The organism is Asaia sp. BMEF1, from assembly GCF_051628905.1.
GTDB lineage: Bacteria > Pseudomonadota > Alphaproteobacteria > Acetobacterales > Acetobacteraceae > Asaia.
The window spans coordinates 3,314,700-3,338,139 of record NZ_CP157575.1; the positions used below are offsets into that span (position 1 = coordinate 3,314,700).

General features: G+C 60.3%; 17 protein-coding genes. 12 read left to right on the plus strand and 5 right to left on the minus strand.

All coding sequences use genetic code 11. The features are described 5' to 3' along the window. Positions 1-17: 17 nt before the first annotated feature. From ABHV46_RS14845 to dnaE, 5 genes are all read left to right on the plus strand, one after another. On the plus strand, positions 18-1,664 hold the full coding sequence (locus ABHV46_RS14845; protein ID WP_438382102.1) for a ribonuclease J: 1,647 nt from the start codon (positions 18-20) through the stop codon (positions 1,662-1,664). 68 nt (positions 1,665-1,732) lie between these two features. Further along, positions 1,733-3,073, plus strand: coding sequence for a proline--tRNA ligase (proS, locus tag ABHV46_RS14850; protein WP_438382103.1), 1,341 nt, complete (start codon positions 1,733-1,735; stop codon positions 3,071-3,073). 2 nt (positions 3,074-3,075) lie between these two features. Further along, complete coding sequence (locus ABHV46_RS14855) at positions 3,076-4,323, plus strand: lipoprotein-releasing ABC transporter permease subunit (RefSeq protein ID WP_438382104.1); 1,248 nt, start codon at positions 3,076-3,078, stop codon at positions 4,321-4,323. Then, on the plus strand, positions 4,316-4,999 hold the full coding sequence (locus tag ABHV46_RS14860; RefSeq protein ID WP_438382105.1) for an ABC transporter ATP-binding protein: 684 nt from the start codon (positions 4,316-4,318) through the stop codon (positions 4,997-4,999). Before ABHV46_RS14855 ends, ABHV46_RS14860 begins: the two co-directional genes overlap by 8 nt. Positions 5,000-5,043: 44 nt before the next feature. Next, a complete protein-coding gene (gene dnaE, locus ABHV46_RS14865; protein ID WP_438382106.1) occupies positions 5,044-8,463 on the plus strand; it encodes a DNA polymerase III subunit alpha in 3,420 nt (1,139 codons plus the stop codon). 906 nt (positions 8,464-9,369) lie between these two features. Here the strand turns inward: dnaE and ABHV46_RS14870 are convergent. Together ABHV46_RS14870 and ABHV46_RS14875 are read right to left on the minus strand one after the other, a co-directional pair. Then, on the minus strand, positions 9,370-10,746 hold the full coding sequence (locus tag ABHV46_RS14870) for a sensor histidine kinase (protein WP_438382107.1): 1,377 nt from the start codon (positions 10,744-10,746) through the stop codon (positions 9,370-9,372). Then, positions 10,747-11,418 carry a response regulator transcription factor gene (locus tag ABHV46_RS14875; RefSeq protein ID WP_336945567.1) on the minus strand — a complete coding sequence of 224 codons (672 nt, stop codon included), beginning with the start codon at positions 11,416-11,418 and terminating at the stop codon, positions 10,747-10,749. A gap of 524 nt (positions 11,419-11,942) precedes the next feature. On the opposite strand from ABHV46_RS14875, the gene rpsB reads away from it, so the two are divergent. From rpsB to parC, 4 genes are all read left to right on the plus strand, one after another. After that, positions 11,943-12,749: a 30S ribosomal protein S2 gene (rpsB, locus tag ABHV46_RS14880; protein WP_438382108.1), complete on the plus strand. Its 807-nt coding sequence runs from the start codon at positions 11,943-11,945 to the stop codon at positions 12,747-12,749. A 104-nt stretch (positions 12,750-12,853) separates the two neighbouring features. Then, entirely contained in the window at positions 12,854-13,759 is a 906-nt protein-coding gene (tsf, locus tag ABHV46_RS14885; RefSeq protein ID WP_336945565.1) for a translation elongation factor Ts, read from the plus strand. Positions 13,760-13,792: 33 nt separating this feature from the next. Continuing rightward, on the plus strand, positions 13,793-14,611 hold the full coding sequence (gene recO / locus ABHV46_RS14890) for a DNA repair protein RecO (RefSeq protein WP_438382109.1): 819 nt from the start codon (positions 13,793-13,795) through the stop codon (positions 14,609-14,611). Between the two features lie 365 nt (positions 14,612-14,976). Beyond that, positions 14,977-17,199 (plus strand): DNA topoisomerase IV subunit A, encoded by a 2,223-nt coding sequence (gene parC / locus ABHV46_RS14895; protein WP_438382110.1) that lies wholly within the window; start codon positions 14,977-14,979, stop codon positions 17,197-17,199. A gap of 15 nt (positions 17,200-17,214) precedes the next feature. Here the strand turns inward: parC and ABHV46_RS14900 are convergent, their stop codons facing one another. After that, complete coding sequence (locus ABHV46_RS14900; protein WP_438382111.1) at positions 17,215-17,937, minus strand: arginyltransferase; 723 nt, start codon at positions 17,935-17,937, stop codon at positions 17,215-17,217. A 135-nt stretch (positions 17,938-18,072) separates the two neighbouring features. Between ABHV46_RS14900 and cls the strand changes: the two genes are divergently transcribed. Continuing rightward, a complete protein-coding gene (gene cls / locus ABHV46_RS14905; RefSeq protein ID WP_438382112.1) occupies positions 18,073-19,491 on the plus strand; it encodes a cardiolipin synthase in 1,419 nt (472 codons plus the stop codon). Here cls and ABHV46_RS14910 read toward each other — a convergent pair. Beyond that, positions 19,475-20,209 (minus strand): endonuclease/exonuclease/phosphatase family protein, encoded by a 735-nt coding sequence (locus ABHV46_RS14910; RefSeq protein WP_438382113.1) that lies wholly within the window; start codon positions 20,207-20,209, stop codon positions 19,475-19,477. The genes cls and ABHV46_RS14910 overlap by 17 nt on opposite strands. After that, positions 20,206-21,261, minus strand: coding sequence for an AI-2E family transporter (locus tag ABHV46_RS14915; RefSeq protein WP_336945559.1), 1,056 nt, complete (start codon positions 21,259-21,261; stop codon positions 20,206-20,208). Before ABHV46_RS14915 ends, ABHV46_RS14910 begins: the two co-directional genes overlap by 4 nt. Positions 21,262-21,355: 94 nt before the next feature. On the opposite strand from ABHV46_RS14915, the gene ABHV46_RS14920 reads away from it, so the two are divergent. Both ABHV46_RS14920 and metC read left to right on the plus strand, forming a co-directional pair. Next, the gene (locus ABHV46_RS14920; RefSeq protein ID WP_438382114.1) at positions 21,356-22,198 is read left to right on the plus strand and encodes a sulfurtransferase; all 843 of its coding nucleotides are present in this window, start codon (positions 21,356-21,358) and stop codon (positions 22,196-22,198) included. A 13-nt stretch (positions 22,199-22,211) separates the two neighbouring features. Beyond that, on the plus strand, positions 22,212-23,435 hold the full coding sequence (gene metC / locus ABHV46_RS14925) for a cystathionine beta-lyase (protein ID WP_438382115.1): 1,224 nt from the start codon (positions 22,212-22,214) through the stop codon (positions 23,433-23,435). Positions 23,436-23,440: the final 5 nt, after the last annotated feature.

The window sequence follows — 23,440 nt, forward strand, 5'->3', positions numbered from 1 at the left end:
GTTTTTAGGAATTTTGAATGTCAGTGACTGAAAAAGGTCTCGCATTCCTGCCGTTGGGCGGGACAGGCGAGATCGGCATGAATTTCAACCTCTACTGCCTCGATGGCAAGTGGCTCGCCATCGATTGCGGTATCGGGTTTTCGGGCAATGATACCCCCGAAGCCGAAATCCTTATGCCTGACCCGCTCTTCATCGCAGAGCGCCACAAGAGCCTGTGCGGGCTCGTGATTACCCATGCGCATGAGGATCATCTGGGCGCTGTTGCCCATCTCTGGCCGCAACTGCGCTGCCCGATCTATGCAACGCCTTTCGCTGCGGCCGTTCTGCGTCGCAAGCTGGGCGAGGCGCATCTGCTGCCGCAGGTAAACATCCACACTATCCCCATGGGGTCGCGTTTCGAGGTCGGTCCGTTCGATCTCCAGTTCATCAATGTTACCCATTCGGTGCCCGAAGCGCAGTCTCTGGTGCTGCGCACGCCTTATGGCACGATTGTGCATACGGGTGATCTCAAGCTCGATAACGAGCCCGTTGTCGGCCCGCTGACCGATCTCGACGCTTTTCGCAAGTTGGGTGACGAAGGCGTTCTGGCCATGGTGTGTGACAGCACCAATGTGTTCCGCGAAGGCATTTCCGGTACCGAGGGTCAGGTACGTGATTCCATGGCCGGTCTGATCAAGACCCTGCACGGCCGTGTTGCCATTACCTGCTTTGCTTCCAACGTAGCGCGTGTCGAAAGCATTGCGCGCGCCGCCAAGGCGGCGGGGCGTCAGGTCATGGTCGTCGGGCGCTCGCTGCGTAATCTCGAAGTGGCAGCGCGCGAGTGCGGCTATCTGCAGGATATCCCGCCCTTCCTCGACGAGCGCGAAGCCAACTCGGTTCCCGATAACCGTCTGCTGATGATCATCACGGGAAGCCAGGGCGAACCGCGCTCGGCGCTCTCGCGCATCGCGTCGGACGTGCACCCGAATATCTCGCTCGGTGAAGGTGACACGGTCATTTATTCGTCGCGCATGATTCCTGGCAATGAGCAGGCGGTCATGGCGGTGCAGGATAACCTGACCCGCCGTGGTGCGACCGTGCTCACGGACAAGGATCATCTGGTTCATGTGTCCGGTCATGCGACATCGGATGACCTGCGCCATCTCTATAGCCTCGTGCGCCCGAAGCTGAGCGTGCCGACTCATGGCGAGTGGCGTCATCTGACCGCGCATGCCGCTCTGGCGCGTGAGACGGGTGCGGAAGCGATCCTGCTGGAAGACGGCGATCTGCTGCGTCTCGGTCCCGATCATGCAGAAGTGGTCGATACTGCCCCCACCGGGCGCCTGGCGCTCGATGGCGGTCGCCTGCTGCCCATGACGGGTGGCGTTCTGGCGGCGCGTCGCAAGATGCTGTTCAACGGCATGGTGATTGCAAGCTTTGCTGTCGATGACGAGGGCTATGTGATCGGGATGCCCAAGATCAGCGCACCGGGCCTGCTTGAGGCGGAAGACCCCGAGAGCACGCGTATTTCTGAAGAATTCGCCGATGCAATCGACGAAATTCCCGACGATCTGCGCCGCGACGATTCCGCTTTCCGTGACGCTGCCAAGACGGCGCTGCGTCGTGCTCTGGGGCGCAAGCTTCAGAAGCGTCCGCTGGTCGATGTTCATCTGCTGCGGGTCTGATCCCGCAGCCACTGCTCCTGAACGCGCCGTAAAAGGCGCGCGATTTTTCCTCAGAATGGTTTAGCCTGATGCGTCTCTCCAGCGGTTTTCTGCCCACCCTCAAAGAAGTGCCCGCCGAGGCCCAGATCGCCTCGCATCGTCTGATGCTGCGCGCCGGTCTGGTGCGTCAGACATCCGCCGGTATCTATGCCTGGCTGCCTGCGGGGCTTCGTGTTCTGCGCAATATCGAGCAGATTGTGCGTGAAGAGCAGAATGCTATCGGCGCTCAGGAAGTGCTGATGCCGACCGTGCAGTCTTCAGAGCTGTGGAAGCGCTCGGGTCGTTATGACGCCTATGGGCCGGAAATGCTGCGTATTCGCGATCGCCAGGATCGCGAACTGCTTTACGGGCCGACTAATGAGGAAATGATTACCGATCTCTTCGGTCAGGTGATCAAATCCTACCGCGAGCTGCCTCAGGCGCTCTACCATGTTCAGTGGAAATTCCGCGACGAGCTACGCCCGCGTTTTGGCGTGATGCGCGGCCGCGAGTTCTTCATGAAGGACGCCTATTCCTTCGACGCGTCCTATGATGACGCCGTTGCAGCCTATCGCCGCATGATGCTGGCCTATCTGCGCACCTTCCAGCGTCTGGGCGTGCGGGCTGTACCGATGAAGGCCGATACGGGGCCGATCGGTGGCGATCTGAGCCATGAGTTTCTGGTTCTGGCACCGACTGGCGAGAGCGGCGTGTTTTTCGACGCAGCTCTTGAGGAGCAGGACTGGCTGCATGAATCGGTCGATATCGCCGATCACTCCAGCCTTGAGTCTTTCTTCAGCGCTGTGACGAAATTCTATGCCGCGACCGACGAAATGCATGATGAAAAGGCGTGGGAAGACGTCCCTGCCGATCGTCGTCGCGAAGGCCGTGGCATCGAAGTCGGGCATATCTTCTATTTCGGCACAAAATACACGGAATCTATGGGGATTTCGGTCAGTGGGGCCGATGGCAACCAGTTCTTCCCCGAAATGGGTTCCTATGGGATCGGCGTCTCGCGTCTCGTAGGCGCGATCATCGAAGCCAGCCATGACGAATCCGGTATCATCTGGCCGGATTCCGTTGCGCCTTTCCGCGCGGCCATTCTCAGCCTCAAGCCCGGTGACGAGGCAGTCGATGCGCTGTGCGAAAAGCTTTATGCTGCGGCCCCTGATTCCTTCCTTTACGATGATCGCGGCGAGCGGGCTGGCGTGAAGTTCAACGATGCCGATCTGATGGGTCACCCCTGGCAGATGATCGTCGGTCCTCGCGGTGCAAAAGAGGGCAAGGTCGAGCTCAAGCGCCGTGCGACTGGCGAGCGTTTCGAGTTGTCGGTTGAAGAGGCTCTGGCCAAGGTGCTCGGCGCCGATGCAGCAGGCAAGGACGCCGCCTGATCATGTTCAATCGCTTCGAGCGCGTGGTGGCGGGGCGCTATCTGCGCGCCCGTCGCGGAGAGCGCTTCGTCTCCATCATCGCCATTTTCTCGCTGATCGGGATCGCGCTCGGTGTGGCGACCCTCATCATCGTCATGGCGGTGATGAACGGGTTTCGCGCCGACCTGATGGGCCGCGTGCTCGGGCTGAATGGCGATCTGAACATCTTCAGCGCCGGTCACAGCATCAGCAATTATCAGGATGATGTCGTTGCCATCAAAGGCGTGAAGAACGTCACGCGCGTCACGCCGATGGCAGAAGGCACGGTGCTGATCGATGCCGGCAGCTATTCGACGGGTGGCGTGGTGCGTGGCATCGCACCGGACGATCTGCGCGATCTTCATGCGCTGAGTGATTCGGTGATCGACGGCAAGCTGTCCGATTTTCAGGGCGATGACGCCATAGCCGTCGGCACCACTTTGGCCGCGCGCGCCGGGCTTGGCGTCGGCAGCAAGGTAACCCTGCTTTCGCCCAACGGACGCGCTACGCCTTTTGGGACCATGCCACGCATACGCGCCTATCATGTGGCGATGGTGTTCGATGCCGGGGTCAATGATTACGATACGAGCGTCATCCTCATGCCGCTTGATTCGGCCCAGCGCTTTCTCATGATGCCCGGGGCCGTATCGCTCATTCAGGTCGCGACGAAAGACGCGCTGGAAGTCGCCCCCGTGACGCGTGCCATCGCCGAGCGTCTGGACGACCCCAGACTGCGCGTTATGGACTGGACACAGAGCAATAATGCGTTTCTCGGTGCGCTGACCGTGCAGCAGAACGTGATGTTCCTCATCCTGACGCTCATCATTCTCGTGGCGGCTTTCAATGTGATTTCGTCCATGATCATGATGGTCAAGGACAAGACACGTGATATCGCCGTGCTGCGCACGCTCGGCGCGAGCCGCGGAGCGATTATGCGCATCTTCCTGATGTGCGGCGCCTCTGTCGGTGTGTCGGGCACGTTGATCGGTTTCGGTATTGGAGTCGTGTTCTGCCTCAATATCGAGCGCATCCAGCATGGCGTCGAGCATCTGACCCATACCAGCCTGTTCAATCCGGAATTCTACTATCTCGAACATCTGCCCGCGAAGCTGATCTGGTCTCAGGTCATTGAAGTGATGGTAATGTCGCTGGCTTTGTCTTTCATCGCGACGCTCTATCCTTCGTGGCGCGCGGCCAAAACCGATCCGATCGAGGCGCTGCGTCATGAGTGAAACACCTGTCCTCAGCCTCGAGGGCGTCACGAGACGGTTCCGCTCGGGTGACGAGACGCTGGAAATTCTCAAGGGGGCGAGTTTCGACCTGTTCCCCGGCGAGATCGTGGCCCTGGTCGCGCCGAGCGGCACGGGCAAGTCGACTTTGCTGCACATAGCGGGTCTTCTTGAATCGCCTCAGGAGGGGGCAGTGCGTGTCGCCGGGCGCGAAACGCGCACGCTCAGCGATACGCTGCGCACGCAGATACGTCGTGACGAGATCGGCTTCGTCTATCAGTTCCATCATCTTCTGGCCGAGTTCTCGGCGTTGGAAAATGTGGTTCTGCCCCAGCATGTGGCGGGCGTTTCCCCGCGTGACGCGAAAGCGCGCGCAACCGATCTCTTGACGCGTTTCGGTCTGTCGCACCGCCTTCAAAACCTGCCCGGCAAGCTGTCGGGTGGTGAAAAACAGCGCGTGGCCATTGCGCGGGCTCTGGCGAACCGACCCGGATTGCTGCTGGCTGATGAGCCGACCGGCAATCTCGATGTGCATACGTCCGACGCCGTCTTCGACGAATTGCTGCGCGCCGTGCGCAGCGAAAAGGTTGGTGCGTTGATCGCGACCCATAATGAAGACCTGGCGTCGCGTATGGACCGTGTCGTGACGCTGCGCGACGGTCAGATCGTCGCGAAATAAAGAAAGGGATGAAGCCAGGGGGCGGGTCTGATACATCCTGCCTCATGTCCCATGCCCGCTTCGTTCACCTTCGTAATCACTCCGCCTATTCGCTGAGCCAGGGGGCGATACGCATCCCCGATCTGGTGGCTCTGGCCGCCGAATCGGCCATGCCTGCGGTGGGGCTGACGGATACGGGCAACCTCTTCGGGGCGCTGGAATTCTCGCAATATTGTACGAGCAAGGGCGTGCAGCCGATTGTCGGCTGTCAACTTGCCTTGCCGTCGCGCAGCGACAAGCCGGGTGCGCCCTCCGAACCCATGGTGGCGCTTGCACGTAACGAGATCGGTCTCGCCAATCTGCAGTTTCTCTCTTCCGAGGGGTTTCTGAAGGGCGATCCTTCCGATCCGGCTATTATGCTCGAAACGCTCTGCGGTCACGCCGAAGGGCTGTTCTTGCTTACAGGGGGCACGCGCGGGCCGCTTTTCCGTCTTCTGGCCGAAGGGCAGGAGGAGCAGGCGATGGCCCTGTTGCGCCGTCTGCATGAGAGCTTTGGCGATAACATGGCCGTCGAACTCCATCGCCACGGTCTGGCTGAGGAAAAAGCCGTCGAGCCCGGGATGATCGCGGCGGCTGACCGTCTCGGTCTGCCATTGGTCGCGACCAATGAGTGCTTCTATGCCAAGCCCGCAATGCATGAGGCCCATGATGCACTGCTCTGCATCGCGCAGGGCCGTACCATGGCTGAGCAGGAGCGCTGGCGTGTCACGCCAGAGCACTGGTTCAAAAGCCCGGACGCGATGCGGGCTCTTTTTGCGGATCTGCCCGAGGCCTGTGACAACACGCTCATGATCGCTCAGCGCTGCGCTGTGAAGGTCTCGACGCGGCCGCCGCTTCTGCCCGTCTGCCCTAAGGTCAACGAGGGCGAGACAGAGGAAGAGACGCTTCGATCGATGTCGAGGGGTGGGTTGAAGCTGCGCCTGGAGCGCATGACTGCCGATGAGGCGACACGGACGCGCTATGAAGAGCGGCTGGAGATGGAGCTGGGCATCATAGCCCGCATGGGCTTCCCCGGTTACTTTCTGATCGTCGCCGATTTCATCCAGTGGGCGAAGGAACATGACATCCCGGTCGGACCGGGACGTGGATCGGGCGCAGGCTCTCTCGTCGCCTGGGCGCTGACCATTACCGATATCGATCCGCTGCCTTTCAATCTGCTGTTCGAGCGCTTTCTGAACCCCGAACGCGTGTCGATGCCCGATTTCGATATCGATTTCTGTCAGGACCGGCGCGACGAGGTGATCCGCTATGTGCGCACCGAATATGGTGGCGAGCGCGTGGCGCAGATCATCACTTTCGGTAAGCTTCAGGCGCGCGCTGCCGTGCGCGACGTGGGGCGTGTGCTGGGTCTGCCTTTTGGCATGGTCAACCGTGTTGCCGAGCTGATTCCGAACAACCCGGCCAAGCCAGTGACGCTCAAACAGGCGATCGATGGCGAGCCGCGCTTGCAGGAAATGCGCGATAATGACGAGGCGCTACGCCGTCTCATGGAAATCGCGTTGCAGCTTGAAGGGCTCTATCGCCACGCCTCGACCCATGCTGCCGGCGTTGTGATCGGCGATCGTGAGCTGGTCGAGCTCGTGCCGCTCTATCGCGACCCCAAAAGCGATATGCTGGTCACGCAGTATAACATGAAGTTTGTCGAGCAGGCGGGGCTGGTGAAGTTCGACTTCCTTGGCCTGACCACGCTCACCATTCTCAAACGCGGAATCAATTTCATCGCGCAGCAGGGCATCGAGGTCGATCTTGCAACGCTGCCGCTCGACGATGCGCCGACCTATGACATGTTGGCCCGCGGCGATGCGGGCGGTGTATTCCAGTTTGAAGGCGCGGGCATGCGTGACGTGCTCAAGCAGATGCGCCCGACACGGCTTGAGGATCTGATTGCGGCAGTGGCGCTCTACCGGCCGGGGCCGATGGCGAATATCCCCGATTACTGCGCGCGCAAGCACGGGGCGGATTGGGAGCCGCCTCATGAGGAGATCCGCGATATCCTGTCAGAGACCTATGGTATCATGGTCTATCAGGAACAGGTCATGCAGATCGCCCAGAAAATGGCCGGGTACAGTCTCGGCGGCGCCGATCTGCTGCGTCGCGCCATGGGCAAGAAAATCCGTGCGGAGATGGACACGCAGCGCGAGATTTTCGTCAAGGGCGCGACCGGACGCGGCATCACGCCGGAAAAAGCGGCCGAAGTGTTCGACCTCATGGCCCGCTTTGCCGATTACGGCTTCAATAAATCCCACGCCGCCGCTTATGCCCTTGTGTCGTATCAGACGGCCTGGATGAAGGCGAACCACCCGGTGGCCTTCCTGGCCGGATGCATGTCGCTGGCACGAGAAAAGACCGACAAGCTTGCCTCGCTCTGTCAGGAGGCGCGTCGGATGAAAATCAAGGTGCTGCCGGTCGATATCAACCGTTCGAAAGCTGATTTTTCGCTCGAGAAACAGGAAGACGGTAGCTGGGCCATCCGCTACGCGCTTGCTGCCATCAAACGCGTGGGCTTCTCGGCCATGGAAGCCATTGTCGAGGCGCGCGGAGACAAGCCTTTCACCAGCTTGGCCGATCTGGCCGCTCGTTGCGACGCCAGGCAGCTCAACAAGATCCAGATCGAAAATCTGGCCAAGGCGGGCGGTTTCGACTCACTGGGCAAGCCGCGGCATATCGTTTTTGCCAGCTCGGAAATCATCATGCGTCGGGCGCAATCCGAAGCGCAGGAAGCGGCTTCAGGTCAGATCGGACTGTTCGGCGCCGCGGCCGAACCGGAAGAGTTGCGCCTTGCAGAAGCGCCGTACTGGCCCGAATTCGAGCGTCTGGCGGCTGAGGCAGAAGCCATCGGCTTTCACATGTCGGCGCATCCGCTCGACGCCTATCGCTCTGTGCTCAAGCGCGCCAATGTGCTGACTTCCCAGAACCTCATGACAGCTGCGGAAAACGGCTCCTATCGCGTACGCATCGCGGGATGCGTGGTCGACAAGAAGGAGCGCCCGACCAAGAGTGGCAGCAAGATGGCCTGGGTGCGTCTGTCAGATGCGACAGGGGGCTGCGAGGTCACGCTGTTCTCCGAGGTGCTGTCGCGCTGCCGCGACCTGCTAGTGGCCGGTCAGGCCGTTATGGTGACGGCGGATCTGAAGCTGGAGGGTGACGCGCTGCGCATCACGGCAACCGACGTGACAGATCTGGAAAAGGCGGCGGCTCAGGAAAGCTCTGAAATGCGCGTCTGGATCAGCGATGCCTCAGCCGTGACAAAGGTGCGCGACCTACTGGGCAGCAAGGGCAGGGGGCGCGGCAAGATCGTGCTGGTGCCAGCCGTTGACGAAACAAAGGCAATAGAGGTGACTCTCAGCGGGCACTTCCCGGTCACGCCGCGCTTGGGCGAGCAATTACGGACTATTCAGGGCGTCTCACGTATCGATCATCTCTGATGCCTTCATGCCTCCTCCCGGAGCCAACTCTGTGGCTCATGCCGCCGGCCTGAGTGCAGGTGAATGCCACCGTCATTTTGCGCCTCTGGTCCCGTCGCCCGGCTTGTGTATCTGTTTCAGTAATCGGTTCTGAAAGCAGAGCACCAGCGCCGTCGAAAGGGGGCGCAGAAATGCCGGTTCGGTAAACAGCATCGGGAAAACTTGCAGCATTTGCACAGCGTGCCCGGATATACGCCTTGATAGTGGCGTGTGCCGGAATGGCCAATTCGCGCATTGGGGTGGCGTTTCGGTTGACGCGGCCACCCGTTCCGCTTCAGCGAGGCGGCTGTCGCTCGTTTCCATCTGATATTCCGCGTAGAGCGGTTTGACATCAAGCCACCGTGTTATGGGCTGCCGGGAACGGGACGGAGAGAAAAAGCCTGAGCGTGATCGTGTTGGTATCATACGAAGTGAAGTCCCCTCGGACGAGCGGCGGTGCGGCTCAATTTTCTCGAACATTGCGCAGGAGGGCGACAGCCTTGAGAACAGCGCGCCCGAATATTTCGTTTGCCGCAGCGCGCAACGAGGCCACCAGACCGTAATCGATCACGGGCGTAGCCATGGTGATGCTTGAGGATTTCGGGAATACGGCTTTCCCGCTTCGCTCAGGAGCTAAGGTTCCGGCGAGTGCGAGACTGGATATTTCCAGACTCATCCGGGATGAAAGGTGACGAGCGCTCATCGTCTTCAAAGCGATGCGGTGCGGCGGTATTGTGTTGGAGTGCATCATCGCAGTCTTGCCTCTTGGCCGGGGCTGACGACAATTGCATCGTCAGGACGATCGGCTTTCGAGAGCCTAGAGCCCAGACATTGCAGGAGCCTGACGACATGACCCTGAGATGCAGTTTATCTCTGGTTCCTGCATGATCAGCAGGTTGACGTGGTCGACGGGCCCGTAGGAAGCACCACCCTGAAACTCGCGCCGCCCCCTCGGGTATGGTCGATCTGAATACTGCCGCCGTGCAGTGTCACGATGTCTCTCACGGCGGCGAGGCCGAGACCGGTTCCCGGCTCGTGATGGTCCTTGCGCCAGAATGGCTCGAACACGTGTTGACGATCTTCCTCCGCGATGCCCGTTCCATGATCGGAAACCGTGATGGTCGTACGGGAGGGCTCAGCGTCGAGCTTGACGAAGATCGTTCCCCCCTCTGGCTCGGCCTTCGTGGCATTATCGATGAGATTTGTCAGGAGGCTGCCAAGCGCTTGACGATCGCCTTTGATTTCCCATTTTGGAGCGCTGCATTGCAGATCTATCGACCGGCGATTGCGCAAGACGTAAGGGGCACAATCCGCCACGGCTTCCTGCAGGAGATCCACTAGGTCGAGGGTTGTAAAGGAGGTCGTCTGCTGGCGGTCCAGGCGGGCGATGATCAGGAGCTGATCGACAAGACGACGCAGCCGATGCACGTCCCTTCCCAGGCTGACCCGGCTTTCACTATCGAGCTTGATCTGATCGATGCGCGCCTGGAGTATGGCGACAGGCGTACGCAATTCATGAGCGGCATTCGCCATGAAGAAATGCTGCTGCTGCCATCCCAACGCAATGCGCGCCAAGGCGGCGTTGATCGCCTGTACGGCAGGACGAAGTTCACTGGGCAATCCGTCTGTCGGCAGGGGATGGTTGATATTATGAAGGTCAATCGAGGCTGCCGCACGTTTGACAAGACTGAGCGGGCGCAGCGCCCAGATGATCAGAAGAGGCAGTGAGATAAACACCCCGATCATCAGCGGGCTGTAAACGAGCACGAGTGGTTTGAATAACTCGAAGAAACTCGGGATGTCCGCGATCCCGAACGATTCTCCTGTGACCGCTATGCTGACCTTGCCGAAACGGGTCGTGAGTTTATCGAAATAGATCGGCTCCTTGCCTGGTTGCCTCGTGTCGTAGCCTTCGGAATCTTCAAGCCGCACAGGGGCAATCTGTTTCAGCAGATCGCTGAGATATTTGTTCGAGCCTCGCGCGATCCGCCCGTCAGCGCCCGCTATGGCGTAAATCAGATCAGGTCGAGAGGAGACATATCGGCGCAAGGCCGGTGTGGGCACGATCGCCAGCGCCCCCGAGGCGTCGATGACCAGCGAGTCCTTGATGAGGTCTTGCGTCGTGATATCCGCGATGTCGGTATAGCTCGTATCCGGTAGCAGAAACGGGTGCAGAAAAACGACGAAAAGTACGCAAACGAGCTGAAAACCCAATAATAGGGCGGTGATACGTATGCGTATCGAGGTGAAGCGGGGGATCCACATTCAGCATTGATCCAGAAGATAGCCGACCCCGCGGATCGGATGAATCACGATACCCGCCTTCAAGGCGGTAAGACGGACGCGCAGGCGCGAGATATGCGCATCCAGCGTGTTGGACTGGATGTCATCATCGAAGCCATAGATTTCCTCGATCAGTGTCTCGCGTCTGACAACGCGTCCGGCCCGCCGTACGAGTGTCTCGAGGACAGCAAGCTCGCGCCGTTTGAACAGCACCGGGGTTCCGTCGATCGTAATTTCGCGCGTGGAAGGATGAAAGCCGAGCCGACCGCAGATTATGGGCGGCGTTTCCTCAGCGCCAGGGCGGCGCAGCGCGGCTCTTGTCCGCGCAAGAAGCTCGGCCATGTCAAAGGGTTTGGGGAGATAGTCATCTGCCCCCTCATCGAGTCCCAATACCCTGTCCGGTATCGCATCCAGTGCCGAGAGAACGATGATCGGTGCGCCGGGCTGGACCGCGCGCAATGTCCGGATCAGGCTGAGACCGTCTCCGTCAGGGAGGCGACGGTCGAGAAGCACAAGTGCATAGGAAGCAAGTGCTGCCATTTCGCGTGCATCGGCCAAAGAACCCGCGGAATCGATTGCGAATCCGGCAGCCTGAACGCCTCTGGTGATCAGGGTCGCCATGTCCAGTTCGTCTTCAATCAACAGGATGCGCATGAACCAACTTCCGTAAACAGGAGCAGCGCTTGGGCGACCCTGGTCTAGAGACAGGGCACAAGTGAGAGAAAGCCTGTGCACGGCGGTGCGCATAACAGACCTACATTGCGCGAACATGACACGCCATACGAATGTACGTAGGGTTTTTCTTGCGTAGTCGAACCGAATTTGCGTGGCACGTTGCCCTGTCGGTGGGTGCAATCGGGTATCGCTCTGTCGCCATGCACCGCCTGGGCAGATGTAAAATCAGCCCGAGATGCCCTGTTCACGCATTCCTATTGGGAAGCGACGCACCCTTCTGACGCATCGCTCCACTCAAAGCGCATGTTTTCCGGTGAGATAAAGCGCTTCCTCCTTGTCTTTTGTGGCAAAAAAGGCGATACCGCGCCCGTCTCACTTCTTTGATGGCGTTGTCGTCAGAGGAAAGGGACAATTCGCACGTATGACGACAGACTATCTGGTGTCGGCCCGCAAGGCTGGCGGAGTCATACGGAGGCACAACCAGAAGATTAGGAATTTGCATCATGGCGATGCCAGAATTCACCATGCGTCAGCTGCTCGAAGCCGGCGTTCATTTCGGTCACCACACGCGTCGCTGGAACCCGGCAATGGCGCCGTATCTGTTCGGCATCCGCAACCAGGTCCACATCATCGACCTGCAGCAGACCGTTCCGATGCTCGACCGCGCCCTTCAGGCCGTTCGCAACACGGTTGCCGGTGGTGGTCGCGTGCTGTTCGTCGGCACCAAGCGCGCTGCAGCCGAGCATGTTGCTGAAGCCGCCACGCGTTGCGGACAGTACTACGTCAACCATCGCTGGCTCGGCGGGATGCTGACCAACTGGAAGACCATCACGGGTTCGATCAAGCGCCTGCGCCAGATCGACGAGATGCTCTCGGGCGATACGCATGGTCTGACGAAGAAGGAAATTCTCGATATCACCCGTGACCGCGAGAAGCTTGAGCGTTCGCTCGGCGGCATCAAGGAAATGGGCGGCCTGCCCGACATCCTGTTCGTGATCGACACGAACAAGGAAAAGCTGGCCGTCGAAGAAGCCAACAAGCTCGGTATTCCGGTTATTGCTGTTCTCGACAGCAACTCCGATCCGGCAGGCGTGACCTACCCGATCCCGGGCAATGACGACGCGATCCGCGCCATCACCACCTATTGCGACCTCGTGGCGCAGTCGGTTCTGGACGGCATCTCGGCAGAAATGGCTGCTTCGGGCGTTGATTTCGGCGCTTCTGAAGAGCTGCCGGTCGAGACGGTTGTCGAAGAGACGACGACCGAAGCTCCGGCGGAAGCCGCTGCAGCAGCTCCGGCCGAGGCCTGATCTGCACGTGGAGAGCTTTCGGGCTCTCCCGGCATTTGACTATTATGGGCGTGCCCGGCTGAAAGGCTGCGGCACGCCGTTTCATTCCTGAAGGAGTATGGAACATGGCGGAAATCACAGCTGCCCTCGTTCGTGACCTGCGCGAAAAGACCGGCGCCGGCATGATGGACTGCAAGAAGGCTCTCACCGAAGCCGCTGGCGATATGGATGCTGCCATCGACTGGCTGCGCGCCAAGGGCCTTTCGCAGGCTGCAAAGAAGTCGGGCCGTACCACGGCTGAAGGCCTCGTGGCCGTTGCTTCCGGCAAGAACAAGGCCGCCATGGTCGAAGTCAATGCGGAGACCGATTTCGTTGGTCGTAACGAAGCGTTCCAGGCATTTGTGGAAGCCGTGGCTCACGCTGCTCTCGAAGCCGGTGACGACCTCGACACCCTGTCGCAGGCGAAGCTTGCTTCGGGCCGCACGGTTGCCGAAGAACTGACCCACCTGATCGCCACGATCGGCGAGAACATGTCGCTGCGTCGCGCCAAGGTTCTGACCGTTCCTTCGGGCATCGTGGCCTCCTACGTCCATGGCGCGCTGCGTCCGGGCGTTGGCAAGATCGGCGTTCTGGCAGCGGTCGAAGCACCGTCGGAATCCGAAGCCCTGCTGACGCTTGGTCGTCAGATCGGCATGCATGTCGCAGCAGCCCGCCCGGCTGCGCTCGAAGTTGCCAGTGTCGACCCGGAAGCTCTGGAGCGCGAGCGCCAGGTTCTGATCGAGCAGGCTCGCGAGTCCGGCAAGCCGGAAGCCATCATCGAAAAGATGATCGAAGGCCGCATCCGCAAGTTCTATGAAGAAGTGGTTCTTCTGGAGCAGGTCTGGGTGCATGACGGCGAGACACGCGTTGCCAAGGTTGTCGAGAAGGCCGGTGCCAAGCTCGTGGCGTTCGAGCGCTTCCAGCTCGGCGAAGGCATCGAGAAGGAAACCAGCGATTTCGCTGCTGAAGTGGCGGCTGCTGCTGGCGGCTGATCGTCTGATCGAGCCTCAAATCGGGCGCGGCGCATGAATTTCGAGTGCGCCGCGATCGTCCTCTCCGCCCGCCGCTATGGCGAGGGCGGGGCGGTGGTCCATCTCTTTACCGAAGAGTATGGACGCATTGCCGGTCTGGTGCGTGGCGGCTCGTCACGACGTCAGGCCGCGCTCTGGCAGCCGGGTAATCTCATTCTTGCCCGCTATGCCGCACGCCTTTCCGAGCAGCTGGGACAGCTGACTGGCGAAATGGTGCAGGAAACCGCTGTCAGGCTTCTTGATCGCCCCCTGCAACTGGCCCTCGTGCAGGCCGCCGCCGAACTGACCGATTCCGCTCTGCCGGATCGTGAACCTCATCCCGATTTCTTTCTTCGCACGATACGCGACCTGACGGCCTTCTGCGTGCTGGCGGATCCGGCGCCGGTGATAGACTATGTGCGTTGGGAAACAGCTCTCCTCGCGACACTCGGCTATGGTCTGACGCTGGATAGCTGCGCCGTAACAGGAGCAATGCACGGTCTGTCTTACGTGTCACCCAAGACAGGTCGGGCCGTCAGCGCGGAGGGGGCAGGCAACTGGGTCGATCGTCTTCTGCCGCTCCCCGCCTATCTGCGCCCCGATGGCGGCGATGCGGGAGCCGATGATCCGGCTCTGTGGGCGCAAGGTCTCGCTCTGACCGGGCATTTTCTCTCACGCCATCTCTTTGGGGCCCGCCATCGCCCTGTGCCAGCCTCACGAGAGCGGCTCGAAGCCCGAGTGCTCAGGATGGTAGAGGGGCAGGGTGAGGGCAAGGGAGAGGGAGTAAGCAACGCTGTCATCGATCGTGGCTCTGTTGAGCCTCAGGGGGCCTAGAGCCTGGTCGGAACGGCTCTCTCTCTATCCAGAGACGGTGAGTGGGCAGTAGTTCACCTGTCAGTAAAGGGAGGGGCCTCACATCTTTAAGGCCACTCCTTACCTGTTCACTTCTTTAGACGACCCGGTCCCTTCGAATAGGGCGCGCGCGGTCGTGGCAATCGAGCATGGGGTTCCACTGCGTGCTCGTCCCGCTCCAGCCCGCGCATGCGTCACAGGGCTCGAGGTAGCGAACGCAGGAGACAGGCCACTTTCATGTGGCGTGGCTGCATGGCACAGATAAACAGCCCGGAACAAAACAGGACATTTCTACTGGACAGGGCGCGGGCCTGCCCCTTATCTGCCCTGAAACGAAAGGGCGCGGCATGAGCAAGGATCTGGCAGGACATATCGAGGATACGAAACTCGCCGACGCCTTGAGCGAGCGCTATATCGCTTACGCGATGTCGACCATCATGGCGCGTTCCCTGCCGGATGTGCGTGACGGCATGAAGCCGGTTCATCGGCGCATTCTCTACGCCATGCAGCAATTGAAGCTGGATCCGAGTTCCGGTTTCAAGAAATGTGCCCGCGTGGTGGGTGACGTTATCGGTAAGTTCCATCCTCATGGAGACGCCGCCGTTTACGAGGCACTTGTGCGTCTGGCGCAGGATTTCGCCGTGCGTTATCCGCTGGTCGAGGGCCAGGGCAATTTTGGGTCCATCGACGGCGATAACGCTGCCGCCATGCGTTATACGGAATCGCGCCTGACCGAAGTTGCCAGGGCATTGCTGGAGGGCATCGAGGACGATGCCGTCGATTTCCGCCCAACCTACGATAACGAGGACGCCGAGCCGGTCGTGCTTCCGGGCGCCTTCCCCAATTTGCTGGCCAATGGGGCTGCCGGTATTGCGGTTGGCATGGCGACCAGCATTCCGCCGCATAATGCGGCCGAGATCTGCCGTGCTGCGCGCCATCTGATCGATGACCCGCAGGCCTCCGTCGAAACGCTGATGCAGTACATGCCGGGGCCGGATTTCCCGACCGGCGGCGTGCTGATCGAAGAGGCGCAGAGCATGCGCACCGCCTATGAGACCGGGCGTGGCAGTTTTCGCACCAGAGCGCGATGGGAAGTCGAACAGGGGCGTTTCGGCACCTGGACCGTCATCGTGACCGAGATTCCTTATCAGGTGCAGAAATCGCGTCTGATCGAGCAGATTGCCGAGCTGATGGAGCTCAAGAAGCTGCCTCTGCTTGGCGATATCCGCGATGAAAGTACGACCGACATCCGTCTCGTTCTTGAGCCGAAAACCAAGGGTATCGAGCCCGAAGTCCTCATGGAGACGCTGTTTCGCATCACGGCGCTCGAGAGCCGGTTCAGCCTGAACATGAACGTGCTGGACGCCAATCGCGTGCCGCGGGTTATGGGGCTGCGCGAGGTCATCCAGTCCTGGCTCGACCATCGTGAAATCGTGCTCGTTCGTCGTTCGAACCATCGTCTGAGCGCGGTGGAGCGCCGCCTGGAAATCCTCGAAGGGTTTCTGGCGGTCTATCTCAATCTCGATGAGGTGATCCGCATCATCCGCGAGGGTGACGATCCCAAGCCCGAACTGATGCTTGCTTTCAGCCTGACCGATCTACAGGCCGAATATGTGCTGAACATGCGTCTGCGCTCGCTTCGCAGGCTCGAGGAAATCGAGATCCGCAAGGAGCGCGATGCGCTTCTCAAGGAGAAAGCGGGCCTCGAAGGGCTGCTTGGCAGCGAGCGCAGGCGCTGGACCCGTATCGGTAAGGAGCTTGAGGCAACAGCGGCGCGGTTCGGCGATGGCGCACTTGGCGCTCGCCGCACACAGATCGCTGCCCCCCCGGCCCCGATCGATCTGAGCGCCGCCATTCAGGTCGATCGCGAACCGCTTACCGTGCTGTTGTCCCGAGAAGGATGGGTGCGAGCGATCAAGGGTCATGGGATCGATCCCGAAAGCCATAAATTCAAGGAAGGCGACGCTTTCGGCCTGTCGCTCGAATGCCAGAGCACCGAGCGTCTCTGTCTTCTGGTAAGTGGCGGACGTGTCTTTACGCTCAAGGCCGCCGATCTGCCGCGCGGACGCGGCTTCGGCCAGCCTATCCGTGTTCTGGCCGATTTGCCTCAGGAAGAAGAAATCGTCACTTTTTTCGTTCTCGACGAGAATGGGCGGCGTATCCTGGCAAGCGAGAGCGGGCGCGGCATGGTAGTGCGCGATGTCGATATGGCGGCCGAAAAGCGCACGGGCAAGCAGGTGCTGACCTTGCGTGACGGCGATCGCGCCTCGTTCTGCGTGGCTGTGACGGGCGACCAGGTCGTGACCATGGGTAGCAACCGCAAGGCCCTTTCTTTCGCTGTTTCAGCACTGCCGGAAATGACCAAGGGCATGGGTGTGACTATCCAGAAGCTTCCACCGGGGCAGCGTCTGGTCGATCTGCGTGTCTTCTCCAGTGCGGAAGGACTGGTCTGGCATGAGGGGCAGAAGCCGCGCAGCGACGCCGATCTTGCCTCCATCGCTGGCAAGCGCGCCGACCAGGGCAAGGCGGCGCCACAATGGATGACTCGCAAACCCGCATCGCGCGGGTAGTCCTGCACCTGCCGTTCAGCTTTTCTCAATGGCAAGGCGCTGCCACTGTCCGGCCCTGAGGATCTCTGCCGGGCCAAAACGCGATTTGTAGCCCATCTTGGCGCTGCCCGGCACCCAGTAGCCAAGATAGAGATAGGGCTTGCCACGTCGCGCAGTCTCCTCGATCAGCCAGAGGATCGAGGCCGTGCCGTAGGAGCGGTGCGGGTCATCGACGCAGTAGAAGGTGTAGACCGCCGATAGCCCGTCAGAGAGCATATCGACAAGAGACACGCATACCAGTCTTCCTTCTCTGGTGCGGAACTCGAAAACGCTCGTTTCGATCGGGCTGGTTTCGATCATGGCCTGATAATCGTCCAACCCCATAAGCGCCATATCGCCATCGATATGGCGTTGCTCCTGATAGGCGCGAAACAGATCATACTGCTCCATGGTCGCGACGATGGGGCGCTCTGTCACGGTCAGATCGCCGAGACTGCGTTTGATCCGGCGCATGGTGCGATCAGGCGCGAACTCGAAGACCGGCAGCCGGATGGGAATGCAGGACTGGCAGTTATGGCAGACCGGCGCATAGACGATGCCATGGCTGCGCCTGAAACCCGCGCGGGAGAGGCGGTCGTGAAGCAGGTCAGCATCGATCCCGACCAGTTCGGTCATGACCTTGCGCTCGATGCGACCGGGCAGATAGGGGCAGGGCGAGGGCTCTGTCGTGTAGAAAAGCTGGGGTCGGTGTGCAGACATGACCATCCTCCCATTCTCCTCTACGTTGTCCGGTGCGTCTGAGCGATGATCCTCCATAATCTCATATTTTACGATGAATTTCGTCGTTGCAAGATGGTGGTCTTTGAATTTCGGTCGAATACGCTAACGTTATGAATGATGAGCTGGCCTATCACGCTTTTTGACTACTTCATGATTGTCCTGCGGGTCTGTCTCGCTGTGTCGGTGACGCTGCATGTTCTGAGGACGAAACAGAATACGGCGGCCTGCGCGGGCTGGATCGGGGTAAGCTGGCTCATGCCCGTTTGCGGGGCCTTGCTCTATCTCATGTTCGGCATCAACCGCGTCAGACGTCTGGCGCGCCGTCTGGTCAGCGACCATCACTGGCGCGGCAGAGGTCTTGCCTATCATGCACGCCATCGTCTGAAGGGCGATTTCGAGCCTCTGGCACGCATGGTGGGCAAATTGACCGAACGTCCCCTTCTGGGCGGTAATTCCATCACCTGCCTGCATGATGGCGATAATATCTATCCGCGCATGCTTGAGGATATTGCGTCAGCGCGCGTGTCTATCCTCCTCTGCTCCTATATCTTTCGGGCCGATCGGATCGGTGACCAGTTTGTCGAGGCCCTTGCCCTTGCCCATGCCAGAGGCGTTGCCGTGCATGTTCTGGTCGATGGGATCGGAGGCGGTTATTTCTTTTCCGGCATCGCCAGGGCGCTGAGCAGCAGGGGCATTCCCTGCCATCGGTTCATGCACTCGCTCCTGCCGTGGAAGATGCCTTTCATCAATCTGCGCAATCATCGCAAGATGCTGATCGTCGACGGGCGTATCGGCTTCATGGGCGGTCTCAATATCGGAGAGGAAAATCTGCGCCGCCTGCGCACGAAGCACCCGGTCGCCGACACGCATTTCCGTCTCGAAGGGCCAGTGGTGCATCAGCTGACAGAGGCGTTTGCGCGCGACTGGTCTTTCACCTGCGGAGAGCAGCTCGACGGCGAGATCTATTTTCCCGAGCCCGAGCGCCAGGGCGATATCCCGATGCGTGTCGTGACGTCCGGGCCGGATAACGATCTCGAGAAAATAGAATTTTCGATGTTGCAGGCGATCGCGCTCTCACGACGTTTCGTGCGCCTCATGACACCGTATTTTCTGCCCAATGAGCGTCTGGTATCCGAGCTTTGCCTAGCCGCCCTGCGCGGGGTGGATATCGATATCATTCTGCCGAAACGCAGCAATCATCGTCTGATCGATTATGCCCGCGATGCCAGTCTCGCGCCTTTCCTGACAGCCGGGTGTCATGTCTGGATGAGCCGACCGCCCTTCAACCATGCCAAGCTTCTTGTCGTCGATGAGGCATGGTCCTTTGTGGGGAGCAGCAATATCGACGCGCGTAGCCTGAGGCTGAATTTCGAGATCAATCTCGAAATCTACAGTGAGTCCGTGGCCCAGGAGTTAAACGCTTTCATCGAACGCCACCGCACGCGGCGCCTGACCCATCATGCGCTCGACAGCATGAGCGCCGTGCGTAAAATCCGAAACGCTTCCGTCAGGCTCTTCAGCCCTTATCTTTAAGCTGCTGTCTGTCTTTCAATCGCTGGAAGAAGCTTCGGTGTCTGTCCGGGGCTTCGAGCCGTAATGTCACCCGGATCGGGTGATGGTCCGAGCTTTGGTTAGGCAGAACGGCGGTTTCGAGCGGTGTCATGCCACGCACCATGCAGCGATCGATGCGAATGGGCAGCACATCGGCCATGCGATGCGTCGCTTCTCTCGGACCGACATCCCTGAAGCCGGGCATCAGGGTGGGACCCACGAGATTGAAATCACCCATGACAAGGGCGTTATGCCGCAGCATGGGCGCGATGCGACGCAGCTGACGCCGGTTGAGAATCTGGCCGTGCGACAAATGAACATTGGCAATGGAGAACGAGCCGAAATCGATCAGCTGTGCGGTGCGCCGCACCATCAGCCCAGAGGGCAAAGCGCAGGAAACGGGGGTGCGGGCAAAAGGGAAGCGGCTCCAGCAGGCTGTGCCGTGAATGCGATCTGGCAGGGGGATGCGTGCGTAATGCCCACCGAGTATTTCCGGCAGGCGGTCGAATGTGCCGACTGCCTCCTGCATCAGAAAGATATCCGGTTTCACGCTGCGCGTAACAGCCACGACCTCATCGAGAGGGGCGCCTACGGCACGCAGGAGATTCCAGCTGAGAATGGTAAAACTCTGCCCGATTCGCGGTGTGCCGGTGTCTGCAGAGGAAGAGCTGGGTTCTGCCTGAAGTAAAGAGAGGCTCATTGCAGCATTTTCTTTTCGGTTTGATAGGCGCCACGAGCGAATTCGGTGGTCAATGTATAGCCGACCCCAAGCAATACCGGGCCCAGGAAAATGCCCAGTCCGCCTAATGTGACCACGCCACCCAGAACGCCCAGCACGGTCAGCAGATAGGGCAGCTGCGCGCCGCGTGCGATGAAGGCGGGACGGATGATATGATCGGCGCCCGAGATGAAGACGATGCCGTACCCAGCCAGAAAAAGCCCCCATCCGAGATGGTGATGCACGGCCAGCCAGATGGCTGCCGGGGCCCAGACGAGCGGGGCTCCCACCGGGAATACGGCGACGAAGGCGGCCACGCCACCGAGAAGCACGGGCGCAGGGACGCCGGAAATGAACAGCCCGATGGCCGTCAGCACACCCTGAACGATGGCCGTCCCGAGAATGCCGTACACCGTGCCGCGTATCACGCCGCCGATGATGGTTATGAGCCGGTCAGCATAGCTTCCGGTGATGCGGGTGAGGACGGCATGAATGACACGACCGAGAGAGTCCCCGCTGATCCAGAAAAAAAGGGCGATGAAAAGCGCCATGACCAGCTCGGCCAGACCGCTCGCCATCTGCATCAGGGCCTTGAGCGCGTAATGCGCGATCTGCCCTGCGTAAGGGTGGAGTGCTTCACCGAGGCCTCTGACATCATGGTTCCAGTGCAGATAAGCAGTTGAAAGCTGCGGGCCGATTGCGGGAAGGGAAGCAAGCCAGTTCGGCGCAGGATGGGTACGACCCAGCGCCTCGATTTCGGCATTGATGCCCCCGATGATGAGCGGCAGGTCGGCGATGCCCGTTGAGGTGAGGAGTGCGAGTGGCATGACGATGGCGATGGCGCTGCAGACCATCATGACAACAGCGGCAAGCGAAGGGCGCATGTGGCGGCGCAGGCGCTTGAAGAGCGGCCATGTCGTGAATGTGAGAATGGCGCCCCAGAGGATAGCTGAGAGGAAAGGCCACAGAACGACGCCGCAGCCATAGGCCACACCGACAAGCAGCAATCCCAGCATGATGCGTTCAGTCGTCACAAAAACTCCCCTGGCCCTCAGCCCCACCAGTTGACCGGATCGTGCTTCTGGCTGCTATCGTGCGGTTCTCAACCCGTTCTCGCAAGGTCTGTTCATGACGCTGGCACCCCTCATCAATGTGCAGACCCTGATGGCGCTTCCTGCGCGCCGCTATCGTTATCTCGATGCCTCGATTCTTCTTCCCGGTCAGGAAGGCGATCTCGAGGCCGCGTTTCATGAACTAGCGTTTCCGCAGGCCGATCGTTTCCGTATCAACGAGATATGCGAGAAGGCAGACAGCCTTCCGCATATGGTGCCGGGCGCGGCAGTTTTTGCCGCATTCATGACGGCGCTCGGCATTACCCGCGAGACCGGGCTCGTATTTTACGACCAGAAAGGCAGCATCGGGGCGTGTCGCGCCCATTGGATGGCGTCGCTTTTCGGTCACGACGCTGTTCATGTGCTCGATGGAGGGCTGGCTGCATTTATCCTTGCAGGACACCGTCCGCATGAGGCCCCCGAACCGGCGGCTCCTGCGCCGGAGTTCTATCGGCCGCGCGCGCGCTACGCGCTGCTGGCGGGCAAAGGCGACGTGCTCGCTGCGTTGGATGACCCGAATGCGCTGGTCCTAGATGCGCGGAGCGCTGCGAGGTTCCATGCCGAGGTGCCGGAGCCGAGGCCGAACACACGGGGCGGTCACATGCCGGGAGCGCTCAATCTGCCCTATGGCGATCTGCTCGACGGTCAGGGCTGCTTCATGCAGCCTGAGGCGCTTATGGCGCGTTTGAACGGCTGTGGCGCAGGGAAGCGAGACGTTATTACCAGTTGCGGCTCCGGGTTGACCGCGGCGACATTGACCATGGCGCTGCGTGTGGCCGGTCTTGCGCCGGGACAGCTTTACGATGGGTCATGGGCGGAGTGGGGCAGCGACCCCACGACCCCGATAGAAGCTTCTTAGGAGACGAGAGAGAGTGGAAAACGCCGCAAAGCAGGTTACTTCCGGCTGGAAGCGCCTGTCCTCCCTTCTGGTGCAGGGTGGCCGTCCGGAGCCGACGCCCGAAGAGGGAAGCTTCGTCAACGCCCCGGTTACCCGCGGTTCTACCGTGCTTTTCCCCTCCCTTGCCGCCATGAAGGAGCAGGGGCTGCGCAGCCATGAGCATGAGTTGATCTACGGAGCCATGGGAACGCCGATCCAGCATGAACTCGAAAAGCTCATTGCCTTGATCGAGGGCGGCACCCATAGCCAGGTCGTTTCATCGGGGCTGGCTGCCTGCACCTTGCCGTTGCTGGCTTTCCTGAATGCTGGTGACCATCTGCTTCTGCCGGATTCCGTTTATGGGCCGACGCGACGTTTTGCGAGTACGATGCTCGCACGCTTGGGGATCGAGACCAGCTATTACGCGCCGCTCGCCGATGAGGCCACGATCATCGGGATGATGCGCGAGAATACGAGGGTGGTATTTGCCGAAAGTCCCGGTAGCCACACCTTCGAGGTTCAGGACGTGCCGATGCTTGCGCGTGTCGCGCATGAGCGCAATGCGCTGCTGATGCTCGACAATACGTGGGGCATAGGCATCTTCCAGCCGTTCCGTCACGGGGTGGATGTGTCGATTCAGGCGCTTACCAAATATCCAGCCGGTCATTCCGACGTCATCGCAGGTGCGATTACCGTGGCCGATGGCGCGCTGTGGAAAGACCTGCGCGATGCGGCCATCCAGATCGGTCAGCTCGCCGGAGCGGATGAGTGCTGGCTGACCCTGCGTGGTCTACGCACCATGGCCGTGCGCCTCGAGCGTCAGGCGCAATCGGCGCTGCTCGTCGCGCAATGGCTGCGTGGGCGACCGGAAGTAGCCCGCGTGCTGCATCCTGCTTTCGAGGAATGCCCCGGACACGAATTCTGGCAGCGTGATTTCGAGGGGGCGAGTTCGCTTTTTGGCGTCGAACTGCGCGCCGATCTGTCAGTGGCCGCCATGCGCGACATGATCGACGCGTTGGCGCTGTTTGGCATAGGCGCCTCTTGGGGCGGCTATGAGAGTCTTGTTCTGCCCACGACCGGCGGTGTGCGGCGCTCTTTACCCAATGCGATGCCCGAAGGGCCGAGCTTCAGGCTCCATATCGGGCTTGAAGACCCCAATGATCTGATCGCAGATCTCGAAGGCGGTCTGGAGGTGCTTCGAGCGTCCCTGGCCGGATAGGCGTT

Excerpts from the sequence above, each read along its gene's own strand:
- ABHV46_RS14845 (WP_438382102.1), top strand. The coding sequence starts at position 18 with ATGTCAGTGACTGAAAAAGGTCTCGCATTCCTGCCGTTGGGCGGGACA.
- proS (WP_438382103.1), top strand. The coding sequence starts at position 1,733 with ATGCGTCTCTCCAGCGGTTTTCTGCCCACCCTCAAAGAAGTGCCCGCC.
- ABHV46_RS14855 (WP_438382104.1), top strand. The coding sequence starts at position 3,076 with ATGTTCAATCGCTTCGAGCGCGTGGTGGCGGGGCGCTATCTGCGCGCC.
- ABHV46_RS14860 (WP_438382105.1), top strand. The coding sequence starts at position 4,316 with ATGAGTGAAACACCTGTCCTCAGCCTCGAGGGCGTCACGAGACGGTTC.
- dnaE (WP_438382106.1), top strand. The coding sequence starts at position 5,044 with ATGTCCCATGCCCGCTTCGTTCACCTTCGTAATCACTCCGCCTATTCG.
- ABHV46_RS14870 (WP_438382107.1), bottom strand. The coding sequence starts at position 10,746 with ATGTGGATCCCCCGCTTCACCTCGATACGCATACGTATCACCGCCCTA.
- ABHV46_RS14875 (WP_336945567.1), bottom strand. The coding sequence starts at position 11,418 with ATGCGCATCCTGTTGATTGAAGACGAACTGGACATGGCGACCCTGATC.
- rpsB (WP_438382108.1), top strand. The coding sequence starts at position 11,943 with ATGGCGATGCCAGAATTCACCATGCGTCAGCTGCTCGAAGCCGGCGTT.
- tsf (WP_336945565.1), top strand. The coding sequence starts at position 12,854 with ATGGCGGAAATCACAGCTGCCCTCGTTCGTGACCTGCGCGAAAAGACC.
- recO (WP_438382109.1), top strand. The coding sequence starts at position 13,793 with ATGAATTTCGAGTGCGCCGCGATCGTCCTCTCCGCCCGCCGCTATGGC.
- parC (WP_438382110.1), top strand. The coding sequence starts at position 14,977 with ATGAGCAAGGATCTGGCAGGACATATCGAGGATACGAAACTCGCCGAC.
- ABHV46_RS14900 (WP_438382111.1), bottom strand. The coding sequence starts at position 17,937 with ATGTCTGCACACCGACCCCAGCTTTTCTACACGACAGAGCCCTCGCCC.
- cls (WP_438382112.1), top strand. The coding sequence starts at position 18,073 with ATGATGAGCTGGCCTATCACGCTTTTTGACTACTTCATGATTGTCCTG.
- ABHV46_RS14910 (WP_438382113.1), bottom strand. The coding sequence starts at position 20,209 with ATGAGCCTCTCTTTACTTCAGGCAGAACCCAGCTCTTCCTCTGCAGAC.
- ABHV46_RS14920 (WP_438382114.1), top strand. The coding sequence starts at position 21,356 with ATGACGCTGGCACCCCTCATCAATGTGCAGACCCTGATGGCGCTTCCT.